This is a genomic window from Halomonas sp. EF61 (genome assembly GCF_040147045.1).
Lineage (GTDB): Bacteria > Pseudomonadota > Gammaproteobacteria > Pseudomonadales > Halomonadaceae > Halomonas > Halomonas litopenaei.
The window spans coordinates 1,308,956-1,322,883 of the sequence record NZ_JAMSHM010000001.1 but is presented as its reverse complement, the minus strand read 5'-3'; the positions used below and the strand labels follow the sequence as shown (position 1 = coordinate 1,322,883).

Genomic DNA, 13,928 nt, shown 5'->3' with positions numbered 1-13,928 from the left:
CCTCAGCTCTCGCGATCGAGGATGGTCGAGATCATGGCGGTGGTGGAGACGCCATCCTCGAAGCCGAGCACCTTGACCTCGCCCCCGGCGTCACGCACCGCTTCGCCGCCGGCGATATCCTCGGGCCGGTAGTCCCCGCCCTTGACCAGCACGTCCGGCAGCACCGATTCGATCAAGCGAGCCGGCGTATCCTCGGCGAAGGGCACCACCCAGTCCACCGCGCCGAGCCCGGCCAGCACCTGCATGCGGCGATTGAGCGGATTGATCGGCCGCTTGGGGCCCTTGAGCCGACGGATCGAGGCGTCGTCGTTGACCGCCACGATCAGCCGGTCACCGAGCTGGCGGGCGTGCTCCAGGTAGGCCACGTGGCCGGCATGAAGAATGTCGAAGCAGCCGTTGGTCATCACCACCCGCTCGCCACGGGCCTGGGCGGCGCGCACCGCCAGCACCAGCGGTGATTCCTCGATGACGCCGAATTCGGCCAGCTTGTCGCCGTGCAGCGCGGTGTAGAGCTCGGCGATGGACAGCGTTGCGGTGCCGGGCTTGGCCACCACCAGACCCGCCGCCAGATTGGACAGGGTCATGGCCTCGGCGAAGCCGTGGCCGGCGGCCAGCGCCAGGCCGAGCACCGCGATCACGGTGTCGCCGGCGCCGGTGACGTCGTAGACCTCACGGGCCCGGGTCGGCAGGTGCAAGGGGTCATGGCCTTCGCGAATCAGCGTCATGCCCTTCTCGCTGCGGGTGATCAACAGCGCCTCGAGCTCGAGCTCCTCGCGCAGCGCCTCGCCCTTGGTGGCCAGGATGTCGTCGCTGGGGCAGGGCCCGACCACCGCCTCGAACTCGGCCAGGTTGGGGGTGATTACGCTGGCGCCACGATAGCGCCGGAAATCGCTGCCCTTGGGGTCCACCAGCACCCGCTTGCCGGCCCGGCGCATTTCCGGGATCACCATCTCGACGTTGGCCAGGGTGCCCTTGCCGTAGTCGGACAGGATGATCAGGTCGAAGTTGTCGGTGGCCTCGATCAGCCTGGGCGCCAGCTCCGAGGTGTCGATCTTGTCGAGTCCATCCTCGAAATCCAGCCGGATCAACTGCTGGTTACGGCTCATCACCCTGAGCTTGGTAATCGTGGGCATGCCGGGAGTACGGTGAAAGTGAGTGCTCACCCCCACCTCCTCCAGGCGCGCGGTCAGACGGTCGGCATTGTCGTCGTCACCGACCAGTCCGGCCAACGCCGCGTGGGCGCCCAGGGAGGCGATGTTCAACGCCACGTTGGCGGCGCCGCCCGGACGATCCTCGCACTCTTCCACGCGCACCACCGGCACCGGGGCCTCCGGCGATATCCGGGAGGTGCCGCCGTGCCAGTAGCGGTCCAGCATGACGTCGCCCACCACCAGCACGCGGGAGCGCTCAAGCGCGGTCAGATCAAGCTTCATCGGGTGACTCCCTATCGAGGTCGGAGCGGTGTTGCGAGGCGGTGTCGGCGAGCAGGGTATCGAGTCGCTCGATCACGTCGTCGGCGCGAATCAGCGACATCGCATCGGGATGGCGGACCCGCTGGCCCCAGGTGATGGTGTCGGGATCCGCCTGGAGGAACTCCCGGACGGCGTCAGGGTAGCGATTGACCACGTAGTCGCGCCACAGGTAGGGCGCGGCGCGATCGGGGTTGGTGGTGGCAAACAGGCCCACCACCGGGGTAGCCAGGGCGTTGGCCATGTGCACCGGCCCGGAATCCGGGGCGATCACCACCCGGGCGCGATCGATCAGCGCCAGCAGTCCCTTGAGCGAGGTGGCGCCGATGGCGTCGATCACCGCCTCGGGGTGACACAGCGACTGAATGCGCGAGCCCATCTCGCGCTCCTGGGTACTGCCGCCCCCGGTCATCACCGTCTTCAGGCCAAACTGGGTCCAGGCGTGCTCCACCACGGCGGCGTAGCCTTCCGCCGACCAGTTGCGAAAGTTGCGCAGGCGCGGATTGGCACATGGACTGATCAACAGGTAGGCGCTGTCGCCGGTGAGCTCCCTGGCCTCGGCGTAGGCGCTGTCCGGCACCGGCAGTCGCCACTCCAGCGAGGTATCCTCGACTCCCAGCAGGCGCGCGAAGTCCATGAACGACTCCAGCACGTGGGCCCGCTCACGCGGGGCCAGCTGACGATGCGTGAACCAGTACTGGCGGTCCTTGGCCCGCGCCGGGTCGAAGCCCACCCGCACCTTGGCCTTGAGTCCCAGCGACAGCACGCTGGCTCTGAGTGCCTGCTGCATGTGCAGCAGCACGTCGAAGCGGGTATCGGCCAGCTCGCGCCACAGCGCCCGCATGCCCTTGAGGCCGGTCGACTTGTCGTAGACGACGAACTCGACCCCTGACAGGCCGGTCAGTAGACTGTATTCGCCCTTGCCGACGATCCAGGTGATCCGCGCCTCGGGCCATTGGCGCTGCAGGGCTCGAACCGTGGGCACCAGATTGCACACGTCTCCCAGGGCAGAGAGACGCAGCACGCCGATGCGGGCAGGACGAGCGGGCAGAGGATGCTTCATGCGGTTGGCAACGTATCAGTCAGGAAAGGTGGGCATTTTATACGATGCCACCAGTTTATGTGACGCTGTACCGCGGCCACAAATCGGACCCGCTCTGCTGGCGCCAGAATACTGGCGCGAGGCAGGCCTGGTGACCGGACAGGCGCCGGGTCGCGGCCAGAGTCTGTTTGTCGAGGTGGGCGATCGTCAGTGGGTGCTGAGACCCTACCGCCGCGGCGGTCTCGTCGCCCGGCTATCGACCTCCCGTTACCTGTGGACCGGACTCGAACGCAGTCGCGCCTTTCGCGAAGTGCGTCTGACGGCGCGGCTTTACCAGGCCGGCCTGCCGGTGCCACGGCCGGTGCTGGGAGGCGTCGTTCGTCATGGCCCAAGCTACGAGGCCGCGCTGATTACCGAGCGCCTGCCGGCCACCCGAGCGTTGGCAGAGCATCTCGGCAGCGGTGATCTGGCCCCGGGCCTGCTCCATGAAGTGGGCCAGGTCATCCGACGCTTCCACGACCATGGCCTCGACCATGTCGACCTCAACGCCCGCAACCTGCTGGTCGACGACAGCGACCGGGTCTGGCTGATCGACCTGGACCGCTGTCGTCTGCGCGCCCCTGGCAAATGGCGCGAGGGCAATCTGGCGCGACTGGGACGTTCGCTGGTCCGCTTCTGCGTCGACGAGACGTCGGCCCAGCAGGCGCTCGAAGAGATCCGCCGCGGCTATAGCGACGCCTAGCCTGTAATCGATAGCGGCCTTGATCGATAGCGGCCTGTAATCGGTTCTCGGCTCCAGAACACTTTTGCAGCAACGTCTACAGTGATAGCGACCGCTTACTCACTTCTCTGAGCAAGCGGTGTCGCTCGTCAGACGGCAGGCCGGCCAGCGAGCACGTCGTCATAGACCTGAGTCAGCCCCTGCACATGCTGCGACAGCAGGAAGTGCTGCTTGACCCGACGTCGCGCCTCTTCACCCAGACGTCGCCTGAGCTCGTCATCTTGCGCCAATTCCAGCATGGCGGCGGCCCACTCGGAGGCGGATTCGGGGTCTGCCAGGCGGCCACTGTGAGCGTCGATCAACTCGGGGATGGCGCCACTACGCGAACCGATCACCGCCTTGCCGGCGGCCATGGCCTCGATCACGGTCAGGCCGAAGGCCTCGTTGCGCGACGGCACACAGACCACGTCGAGCACCTCGAACAACCGCGCCAGGTCACGCCGAAAGCCGGTAAAGGTGATGCGCTGCGACAGTCCCTGCTCGGCGACCAGCGCCTCGAGCTCGGCCACGTACTCCTCACGACTGCCCTCCTCGGCGCTGAGTCCACCGATGATGACCCCATGGACATCGAGCGCCGGATGCTCGGCGATCAGTCTCGCCAGGGCCTCGACGAACACCCGCTGGCCCTTGCCAGGCGTCAGTCGCCCCGCCACCCCGATGGTGGTGGCCGACGCCGGCAGCCCGAGGCTTGCGCGCAGGGCGCGCCGCTCGCCGGCGTCCAGACGCGGCGCCAGCGGCGCCGGATCGATCCCCAGGTACAGTCGCTGGATACGCTCGGCCGGCAGGGCGAAGGCCTTGACGTTACGTCGCCGGGTCGCCTCGCTGATGGACAACAGCCGCGACACCCGTCCGTAGGCCCAGCGGTGATACAGGTCCTTCTTCGGCCGGGTGACCCCCATATGGTCGGTGAACACCACCTTTAGCCGCGGCCGCAAGGTCGCCAGCAGAGCTGCCAGGCGCAGGTCGCTGGACTTGTGGCAGTGCAACAGGCGGATGTCGTGACGGGCCAGGTACTCAAGCCACCGGCGCACACCGAAAAGCGCCGAGCCTCTGGAGCGGGCAGTCAGCGTCGGCACCCCGGCATCATCGAGGCTCCTGGCCACCCGCGACCCGCCCAGTGCCAGGGCATGCACCTGCCACCCCTGAGCGGCAAGCTCCGGTATAATCCTCGAAGGATACATTTCCAGTCCGCCCCAGCCGTCCGACAGGCAGATGTGCATGACCTTGTGACTCAAGGTGGTCTCCTTTCCGATAGCGGGGCTCGGGAGCCCAAATGACAGCAACGACGGCCTCGGCCGACGCTCGTGCCCCTCGACTGCTGGTGGTACGCAACGACAAGCTTGGCGATTTCATGCTCGCCTGGCCAGCACTCGCCGCCCTCAAGAAGGCCAAGCCCGCCCCTCATGTCAGCGTGCTGGTACCCGCCTATACGGCGCCGATGGCAAGGCTCTGTCCGTGGATCGACGACGTCGTCATCGACCCGGGTGAACAGGCGCCGAAGGATGCCCAGCGTGCCCTGCTGGCGACGCTGCGCCAGGGCGGTTTCACGGCGATGCTGACGCTCTACTCCACCACCCGCATCGGCTGGCTTGGCCTTCGCTCGGGGATCCCCCTGCGCATGGCGCCAGCCACCAAGTGGGCCCAGCTATTCTACAACCGTCGCGTCACCCAGCGCAGATCCCGTTCGGCCAAGCCTGAATACATCTACAACCTGGAACTGGCCGAGGCCATGATTCAGGCGCTGGGACTCTCGTCAGGACAGCCGTCGCAACAGCACCCCGCGCCCCCCTACTGGCCCCTGGCCCCGCAACAACGTGACGCTCAGCGTAGCGCGCTGGGCCAGGCGCTGGGACTCGACGACACGCGCCCTTGGGTGTTCCTGCACCCGGGCAGCGGCGGCTCGGCGGTCAACCTGACTCCCGAGGCTTACGCCGGGCTTGCACAGGGTATCGATCGGCGCCTGGCCGAGTCGGGTGAGCGTCCGCCCCACTGGATACTTACCGCCGGCCCCGGCGAAGAAGCCGTGGCCGAGGCCCTGGTCAAGACGCTGGACGAGGCTGGGCTAAGTGCTTACCGACAGCCGGCCTGCGCAGGGCTCGCCGACTTCGCTCGCAGTCTGGCGGCGGGCGACGCCTTTATCGCGGGTTCCACCGGCCCGCTGCACGTGGCAGGCTGTCTCAACCTGATCACCGTCGGCTTCTACCCGTCCCATCGCTCGGCCACCCCGCTGCGCTGGCAGACCTGCAACGACGCCGATCGGCGACTGGCGTTTCATCCACCGACGGATGCCGCTCACCAGGACATGTCGGCCATCGACCTGGAGGCCGCCGCCGCCGCCACTGCAGCGCGCCTGAGGAAGGTCAACCACCATCGGTCGACGGCATAGCAACAGCGTATCGGCGCATCCCACTCGCCACAGCGTATCGGTTGTTGGCACCAGCACCCCATCAAGCCCTTCGTATAGGCAGGCCCCATGACCCCGATTACCGGCATCATCATTACCCTCAACGAGCAGGACAACGTCGAGGAGGCCATCGCTTCGCTGGCTCCGGTGTGCGACGAGGTGATCGTGGTCGATTCCGGCAGCAGCGATGACACCGTTGCTCTGGCCGAGGCCGCCGGCGCTAGAGTGATCCATCAGCCCTATCTGGGCGATGGCCCGCAAAAGGCCTTCGCCGTCCCCCAGGCGTCCCATGACTGGATCCTGGCGCTGGATGCCGACGAGCGCCTGGACGACGACGCCGTGGCGGCGATTCGCGAGCTGTCGCTGGACGACCCGCGCAAGGCCTACCGCTTCAAGCGTCGCAACTTCGCCGGCCGCCACTGGATTCGCGCGGCGGGGTTCTACCCGGACCCGGTGACCCGGCTGTACAACCGCACCACCTCGGGCTATCTGCCCAAGAAGGCGCACTCCTCGGTCCAGGCACCGGAGGTGGTCGACGTGGACGCCCATCTGCGTCACTTCACCTACCGTGACCTGTCCCACTGGATGCAGCGCATCGATCAACTGTCGACCCGCGACGCCTGGGCGATGAAGGAACGTGGTGTCACCCCCTCGTCGACTCGTCCCACGCTGCACGCCGTGACCGCCATGCTGCGCAAGCTGGTGCTCAAGGGCGGGCTGCTGCAGGGCCAGGATGGCATGACCGTCGCCATCACAACGGCATTCCATGCGTACATGAAGTATGCAAAGCTGAACGAACTGTACGAGAACGAGCGAGCCGATCGCTGATTCGTATCGGTTTCACGGAACGACACCTGGCGCCTCGATCATGCCCCTGCACCGCCCCGCCACCTCGACCTGGCTTCGCTGGGCCGTCCATCTGATTCTCGGCCTGTCCGTGGGCCATGCCCTGGTCATGGTCACCCGACTGCCCGGCTGGTGCCTGCCGCTGCCGGCACTGGTGTGGTGTGCCCTGGCCGGATGGAAACGCTGGGGCGCGCCACCTCCGCCACGGCTGCGGGTGCAGGTGATCCCCTGGGCGCTGGCGCCACTGGCCTTCTGGGGCATCTACGTCTACCTGGCCAACAGCTTCGGCCAGGTGGACATGGGCGCGGTCTATTTCCATCTGCAGGCGGGCATTGCCAAGCACGGCGGCAGCGAGCGCAGCGTGGCGGCGATACTGTACACCGCAGCCATGTTGCTGATTCTGGCGGCCTACACCTGGCTGGTGCGAGCCGACTACCGCTGGCAACGCTGGGACCACTGGCTGGCCTTCGTGCTGCTGGTCGCCAATCCGATGTTCTACTCCATGGGCCAGCGCGGCGCGGCGGTGGTCACCGACCCCGGCACCTGGCTGGAGCGTCGCTACGTCGAGCCGGTGATCCTCAAGGCGCCACCGCAGCCCCCCAACCTGCTGTTGATCTACCTGGAGAGCCTCGAGCGTACCTACGCCGACGAGGCCCGTTTCGGCGACGCCTACGCCGACCTGGCCGCCTTGGAAGCGGATGCAGTGGTGTTCGACAATGTTCGCCAGCTCGACAACACCGGCTGGACCATGGCCGGCATGATCGCCAGCCAGTGCGGCACGCCGCTGATGCCCGCCGGCCTGCTCCACGACAGCCAGTTCGAGCCGCTGCACCACGTGGTACCCGGAGTCGCCTGCCTGGGAGATCTGCTCGCGGGGCTTGGCTACCGCCAGACCTTCATGGGCGGCGCCAGCACTGAATTCGCCGGCAAGGGGCTGTTCTACGAGGACCACGCCTACGACCGCGTGCTGGGGCGCGAGCAGCTTGCAGGCCGCCTCGACGACCCGGACTACCTCAATAGCTGGGGCCTCTACGACGACAGTCTGTACGCCATGGCGGAAGAGGAAGCAAAGCGCCTGGATCGTCAGGACGGTCCCTGGAACCTGACCGTGCTCAATCTGACCGCCCACGCCCCGGCGGGCTATCCGGCCAGGGCCTGCCAGGCCAATCAGGGTGAGCACGACGGTGTGGATATCCTGTACGCGGTGAAATGCTCGGCCTGGCTGACCCGCCGGCTGATCCAGCGCCTTGGCGACCAGGGCCTGCTGGAGGACACTCTGGTGGTGATCGCCAGTGACCATCTGACCATGCGTGTCTCGGCCTGGGATCAGCTGATTCAGACGCCTCGCACCAACACCCTGATGATGATGGGCAATGCGCTGACGCCCCAACGCATCTCGACCACCGCCACCACCATGGACACCCTGCCGACGCTGCTGGAGGCGATGGGCTTCACCATCGACTGGCACCGCGCCGGACTCGGCGTCTCGCTGTTCTCGAACGATCCGACCCTGGCCGAACGCTACGGCCTGGAAGCGCTCAACGGGTACATGCGTGAAGAAACCGCGCTGCAGCAGCGCTTGTGGCAAGGCCTGGCCCCGGCGTATCGCAACGACGGACAGCCCGACGCCCCACCCGAGGCACCCCAGCAGCCTTGACCTTGGCGTCTACCTGCCTGGGCGCCCATATGAAGAGTAGCGGCGACAGAGCGCCTGGATGACGGCCAGGACGACTGGACAAGGCTTCACAGACGGCACCTTGCCCCGGATCACTCGTTGCTGGCGTCGATCCGGTTCGGGGCCTCGTCTGTCAGGATCGCCTCCAGCACGCTGTCGACAGTGATCTGCTTGAGGCAGTTGGTATGCCCGAGCGGGCAATGTCGCTCGAAGCAGGGCGAGCAGGACAAAGCCAGATAGTGAATCCGGGCGTTGTCGGTCAGCGGCGGCGTATAGGCCGGCGACGAGGAGCCATAGATCGCCTGGATACGCGTCCCTACCGCGGCGGCCACATGCATCAACCCGGAGTCATTGGTCACCACCTGACGACAGTCGCCAAGCAGGTCGACGGCATCCTCCAGGCGGGTCTCGCCACACAGGTTGTGGGCATGCTCGAGACCGGTCACGATCTCCTCGCCCGCCGCGTGATCCTTGGGCCCACCCAGCACCCTTACCTCGAACCCTTGAGCGATCAGCTCCCCGGCCAGGCGATGGAAGTAGGCCAGCGGCCACTGCTTGGCGGGGCCATATTCCGCCCCTGGCATCAGGCCAATGGCAGGGCGCACGCCGAGTCGATGTTCATCATGCAACCGCGCCAGGTTGATCGCATCCTGACGCAGCCGTGGCTGGGGAATCTCGAAGTCGCCGGCAGCGGCAGCGTCCGCCGGCAGCCCCAGCGAGACGAAGCGCTTGACGGTCTGGTCGAGCACGTCGCGCTGCAGCTCACGGCGCTCGCTCAACAGGCCAAACCGGTGCTCCCCGGTGAAGCCGGTTCGCCTGGGTATCCGCGCCAGAAAAGGCACCAGTGCCGACTTCCAGGAACGCGGCAGCACGATGGCATGATCGAAGCGTCCCTTGAGCGACCTGGCCAGCCGTCGTCGGGCGGAAAAGCCGAAGACGCCGTGTCCGACGGCCAGCTCGACGACCTCGTCGACCTCATCCATGCGCTCGAGGATCGGCCTCGACCAGGCAGGTGCCACCACCGCCAGGGCGGTGGCGCCCTGCTGCTTCAGCGCCTTGAACAACCCCTGGGCCATGACCATGTCACCGACCCAGCTGGGACCGACCACCAGCAGCCGCTGGCCCGCCAGCCGCGGCTGCGCCATGACCGGCGCAGCTTCAGCCATTCAACCACTCCAGGTAGCGAGTCACGCCCTCGGCCACGGTGTGGAATTCCTTGTCGTAGCCGGCCTCGCGCAGCCGCGAGATATCGGCACGGGTGTAGCTCTGGTAGCGCCCCTTGAGCTCTTCCGGGAAGTCGATGTAGTCGATGCGGCCCTTGCCGTAGAAGTCGATGACCGTCTCGCCGATGGTCTTGAACGGCTCGGCGCGGCCGGTACCGAGGTTGTAGATTCCCGACACCTCGGGGTTGTCCAGAAACCACAGATTGACGTCGACCACGTCGCCGACATAGACAAAGTCACGGCTCTGCATACCAGCGTCGTAGCCGTCCCAGGCGCCGAACAGGCGCAGGTTCTCGCCTGCGCTGATCTGGGTGTGGTGATGGAAGGCCACGCTGGACATCTTGCCCTTGTGCTGCTCGCGGGGGCCGTAGACGTTGAAGTAGCGAAAGCCCACCACCTGGGTCTTGAGTTCGGCCTGGCGCGAGCGCACGTACTGGTCGAACAGCAGCTTGGAGTAGCCGTAGACGTTGAGCGGTTTCTCGTGCTCGGGGGACTCCACGAACACCTCGCTGCCGCCGTAGGTGGCCGCCGACGAGGCGTAGAGGAAGGGAATGCCCTCCTGCTCGCAGAAGTGCAAAAGCTCCTTGGAGTAGGTGAAGTTGTTCTCCAGCATGAAGCGTCCATCCCACTCGGTGGTGTCCGAGCAGGCACCTTCGTGGAAGATCGCCTCGATGGGCGGAAGCTGGTTCAGCTCGCCGCGCATGTGGGCCTTCACCCGGGACAGGAACTCGTCCTTGTCCATGTAGTCCCCGAGGGTCAGGTCCGCCAGGTTGACGAACTTGGTGCCGTCCCGCAGGTCATCCACCACCAGGATGTCGGTGCGCCCCCGGTCATTGAGGGCCTTGACCAGATTTGAACCGATGAAGCCGGCTCCGCCTGTCACTACGATCATGGGAAAACCTCTGTTGGCGCTGTGCCTATAACCGAATTGCCTGTGATTGTATACTTGACGGCTCGTGAATTCATGGCCAACGGTGCTTCCCAATGACACAGTCGACGCCAGACGTGGCAACCTTCCAGGGCCTGATCCTCGCCCTGCAACAGTACTGGGCCGAACAGGGCTGCGTGATCATGCAGCCGCTGGACATGGAAGTCGGTGCGGGCACCTTTCACCCGGCCACCTTCCTGCGCTCCATCGGACCCGAAACCTGGAACTCGGCGTACGTTCAGCCGTCTCGCCGTCCCACCGATGGCCGCTACGGCGAAAACCCCAATCGCCTGCAGCACTACTACCAGTTCCAGGTGGTCATGAAGCCCTCCCCGGCCAACCTCCAGGAACTGTATCTGGGGTCGCTTGAGCGTCTCGGCATCGACCCGCTGGTCCACGACATCCGCTTCGTCGAGGACAACTGGGAGTCACCGACCCTGGGTGCCTGGGGACTCGGCTGGGAGGTCTGGCTCAACGGCATGGAGGTGACCCAGTTCACCTACTTCCAGCAGGCCGGCGGCATCGAGTGCTTCCCGGTCACCGGTGAGCTGACCTACGGCCTCGAGCGTATCGCCATGTACCTTCAGGACGTGGACAGCGTCTACGACCTGGTATGGACCATCGCACCCGACGGCTCCCGCGTTACCTACGGTGACGTCTACCTGCAGAACGAGCGCGAGCAGTCCACCTACAACTTCGAGCATGCCGACGTGGACGCCCTGTTCGGCAACTTCGACCACCAGGAAAGCGAGTGCCAGAAGCTGCTCGCCGCCAACCTGCCGCTGCCGGCCTACGAGCAGGTACTCAAGGCCTCCCACACCTTCAATATGCTCGACGCCCGTCACGCCATCTCGGTCACCGAACGCCAGCGCTATATCCTGCGCGTGCGCACCATGGCCCGCGACGTGGCCCACGCCTACTACGCCTCACGCAAGGCGGCCGGTTTCCCGCTGGCCCCGGAAGCGCTGCGACGTGAACTTCTCGACGACGAACCCCTTGCCGCACAGGGAGACGCATAAGCATGGCCGCCCACACCCTCTTGCTTGAACTCGGCGTGGAAGAACTTCCGCCGGGAGCCATCGACACTCTCTCCGACGCCTTCGCCGAGGGCGTGCGTCGCGGCCTCGCCGATGCCGGCGTCGACTTCCAGGGCGTCACCGCCTACGCCTCCCCCCGCCGGCTGGCGGTACGGGTCGAGGCACTGGCCGACAAACAGCCCGACCGCGACGTCGAAAAACGCGGGCCTGCCCTGGCGGCAGCCTTCAAGGATGGCGAGCCAACCAAAGCAGCTCAGGGCTTTGCTCGCTCCTGCGGCGTCAGCGTCGATGAACTGATCCATCTGGAGACCGACAAGGGCACCTGGCTCGGCTACCGCGAGCAGCAACAGGGCGAGGCCACCGTCGCCCTGCTGCCCGCCATCATCGACAAGGCTGTGGCGGCCCTGCCGGTGCCCAAGAACATGCGCTGGGGCGCTTCCCGCATCGAGTTCTCCCGCCCGGTTCACTGGCTGGTGGCGCTCTACGGCGACGAGGTCGTACCCGCCACGGTGCTGGGCCTTGAGGCCGGCCGCGAGACCCGCGGACACCGCTTCCACGCCCCCGAGGCCATCGCCCTGAAACATGCCGACGACTACCTCGGTGCCCTGGAGGATGCCTGGGTGCTGGCCGATCGCAGCAAGCGTCGCGAGCGCATTCGCGAACAGGTACTGGCCGAGGCAGAACTGCTCGAAGCCACCGCCGTCATCGACGAGGACCTGCTGGAAGAAGTCAGCGGTCTGGTCGAGTGGCCGGTGGCGCTGACCGGTAGCTTCGACGAGCGTTTCCTCGAGGTGCCGGCGGAATGCCTGATCTCGTCGATGAAGGCCAACCAGAAGTACTTCCACCTGCTGGATGCGGACGGCAAGCTCAAGCCCGCCTTCATTACCGTGTCCAATATCGACAGCCGCGAGCCGGACAAGGTCATCGCCGGCAACGAGAAGGTGATTCGCCCTCGTCTGGCCGATGCCGCCTTCTTCTACGAGACCGACCGCAAACGCCCGCTCGCCGAGCGCATCGAGGGCCTCTCCAGCGTGGTGTTCCAGAAGCAGCTCGGGACCCTCGCCGACAAGGCCAGACGCAGTGCCAACGTGGCCGCGCACATCGCCAGCCGCACCGGCGGTGACGAGTCCCGCGCTCGCCGTGCTGCGGCCCTGGCCAAGTGTGATCTGGTCACCGAAATGGTGCTCGAGTTCCCGGAGCTTCAGGGCATCATGGGGCGCTACTACGCCGAGCACGATGGCGAAGACGCCGAGGTCGCACGCGCGCTGGAAGAACAGTACCTGCCGCGGTTTGCCAGCGACGCCATCCCCCAGACCCTGACCGGTCAGGCGCTGGCCATCGCCGATCGCCTGGACACCATCACCGGGATCTTCGGCATCGGCCAGCGCCCCAGCGGTACCAAGGACCCCTTCGCCCTGCGCCGTGCTTCCATCGGCGTGCTCAATATCCTGGTCAAGGGTGAGCTCGATCTGGACCTGCGCGAGCTGCTCGAGCTGGCCGTGGCCCAGCATGAGGCGCTGCCCAAGGCAGACGGCCTGGTCGATGACGTCCTTGGCTACATGCTCGATCGCTTCCGTGCCTGGGCCCAGGACGAAGGGATCGGTGCCGAGGTTTACCTGGCGGTGCGTGCACGCCCGGTGACCCGCCCGCTGGACTTCGCCCGTCGCCTGCGCGCCGTGGCGCAGTTCGCCACGCGTGATGAAGCCGCCGCCCTGGCCGCCGCCAACAAGCGTGTCGGCAACATCCTGTCCAAGCAGGATCACGATGGACGCACCGAGGTCGACGAGAGCCTGCTCTCCGAGGACGCCGAGAAGGCCCTCAAGAACGCCGTGGCAGCTTGCCAGGAGCAGGTCGCTCCGCTGTTCCAGCAAGCCCGCTACAGCGACGCCCTGGACGTGCTGGCAAGCCTTCGGGCACCGGTGGATGCCTTCTTTGACCAGGTGATGGTCATGGCCGAAGACGAAGCCGTTCGTGCCAATCGTCTGGCCCTGCTGGCAAGCCTCCAGGCGCTGTTCCTCGAAGTAGCGGATATCGCCGAACTGCAGCAGTAATCCAGCCCCTGGTGGCAACGAGGCCGGTCCCGCAAGGGGCCGGCCTTTTTTATATCGACAGGTTGAGCCCGCCTGGCCCACGGCCCCAAAGCTCCTGAGCCCTTCATAGGGGATACCACGGCCGCTACGAACGCAGGAGTGAGCCAATGGGATGTCGCCTGGAGAGTCAAACCTGGCCGTGCAGAGTGACACTCGCCACCGACGTTTCACGTGGAACATTACCCAGATAGAAAGCGCCGGCGGCGACAATGTTTCACGTGGAACATACAGGAGTACAGGCAAGGGCAGGCTCTCATGTTTCACGTGAAACCCGCCCCGCTTGATGTACCTCCAGTACGCCGCCTGTTGCTTGTACCCCGACGCGAGCCCTGAGCCTCACGACCTCTGCTTTTCTTGGCGCCCCGCCTCCGTCGCTTTACTCAGCGCCCCGCCTCCGCCGCGCTACTCTGCGCCCCGATTCCGCCGCTCTACT

General features: G+C 66.2%; 11 protein-coding genes. 6 read left to right on the top strand and 5 right to left on the bottom strand.

The annotated features are described in order from the left end of the window. Positions 1-2: 2 nt before the first annotated feature. Complete coding sequence (hldE, locus tag NFI08_RS05740; protein WP_045990977.1) at positions 3-1,433, bottom strand: bifunctional D-glycero-beta-D-manno-heptose-7-phosphate kinase/D-glycero-beta-D-manno-heptose 1-phosphate adenylyltransferase HldE; 1,431 nt, start codon at positions 1,431-1,433, stop codon at positions 3-5. Further along, a complete protein-coding gene (locus NFI08_RS05735; RefSeq protein ID WP_349587901.1) occupies positions 1,423-2,532 on the bottom strand; it encodes a glycosyltransferase family 9 protein in 1,110 nt (369 codons plus the stop codon). The genes hldE and NFI08_RS05735 overlap by 11 nt, the downstream gene beginning before the upstream one ends. Between NFI08_RS05735 and NFI08_RS05730 the strand changes: the two genes are divergently transcribed. Continuing rightward, the gene (locus NFI08_RS05730) at positions 2,531-3,253 is read left to right on the top strand and encodes a 3-deoxy-D-manno-octulosonic acid kinase (protein ID WP_349587898.1); all 723 of its coding nucleotides are present in this window, start codon (positions 2,531-2,533) and stop codon (positions 3,251-3,253) included. The two genes, NFI08_RS05735 and NFI08_RS05730, sit on opposite strands and share 2 nt — an antisense overlap. 128 nt (positions 3,254-3,381) lie before the next feature. Here the strand turns inward: NFI08_RS05730 and NFI08_RS05725 are convergent, their stop codons facing one another. Next, entirely contained in the window at positions 3,382-4,527 is a 1,146-nt protein-coding gene (locus tag NFI08_RS05725; protein WP_349587895.1) for a glycosyltransferase family 4 protein, read from the bottom strand. Between the two features lie 38 nt (positions 4,528-4,565). Between NFI08_RS05725 and NFI08_RS05720 the strand changes: the two genes are divergently transcribed. The 3 genes from NFI08_RS05720 (at position 4,566) to NFI08_RS05710 (ending at position 8,199) form a co-directional block, all read left to right on the top strand. After that, complete coding sequence (locus tag NFI08_RS05720; RefSeq protein ID WP_045990974.1) at positions 4,566-5,678, top strand: glycosyltransferase family 9 protein; 1,113 nt, start codon at positions 4,566-4,568, stop codon at positions 5,676-5,678. An 87-nt stretch (positions 5,679-5,765) separates the two neighbouring features. Continuing rightward, positions 5,766-6,524: a glycosyltransferase family 2 protein gene (locus NFI08_RS05715; protein WP_349587892.1), complete on the top strand. Its 759-nt coding sequence runs from the start codon at positions 5,766-5,768 to the stop codon at positions 6,522-6,524. Positions 6,525-6,564: 40 nt separating this feature from the next. Beyond that, on the top strand, positions 6,565-8,199 hold the full coding sequence (locus NFI08_RS05710) for a sulfatase-like hydrolase/transferase (RefSeq protein WP_045990972.1): 1,635 nt from the start codon (positions 6,565-6,567) through the stop codon (positions 8,197-8,199). 110 nt (positions 8,200-8,309) lie between these two features. Here NFI08_RS05710 and waaF read toward each other — a convergent pair whose 3' ends face one another. Together waaF and rfaD are read right to left on the bottom strand one after the other, a co-directional pair. Next, positions 8,310-9,383: a lipopolysaccharide heptosyltransferase II gene (waaF, locus tag NFI08_RS05705; protein ID WP_485477607.1), complete on the bottom strand. Its 1,074-nt coding sequence runs from the start codon at positions 9,381-9,383 to the stop codon at positions 8,310-8,312. Further along, positions 9,376-10,332 carry an ADP-glyceromanno-heptose 6-epimerase gene (gene rfaD / locus NFI08_RS05700; protein WP_108131940.1) on the bottom strand — a complete coding sequence of 319 codons (957 nt, stop codon included), beginning with the start codon at positions 10,330-10,332 and terminating at the stop codon, positions 9,376-9,378. The genes waaF and rfaD overlap by 8 nt, the downstream gene beginning before the upstream one ends. A gap of 92 nt (positions 10,333-10,424) precedes the next feature. On the opposite strand from rfaD, the gene glyQ reads away from it, so the two are divergent. Both glyQ and glyS read left to right on the top strand, forming a co-directional pair. Next, complete coding sequence (gene glyQ / locus NFI08_RS05695; protein WP_108131941.1) at positions 10,425-11,387, top strand: glycine--tRNA ligase subunit alpha; 963 nt, start codon at positions 10,425-10,427, stop codon at positions 11,385-11,387. A gap of 2 nt (positions 11,388-11,389) precedes the next feature. Then, the gene (gene glyS, locus NFI08_RS05690; RefSeq protein WP_108449594.1) at positions 11,390-13,456 is read left to right on the top strand and encodes a glycine--tRNA ligase subunit beta; all 2,067 of its coding nucleotides are present in this window, start codon (positions 11,390-11,392) and stop codon (positions 13,454-13,456) included. Positions 13,457-13,928: the final 472 nt, after the last annotated feature.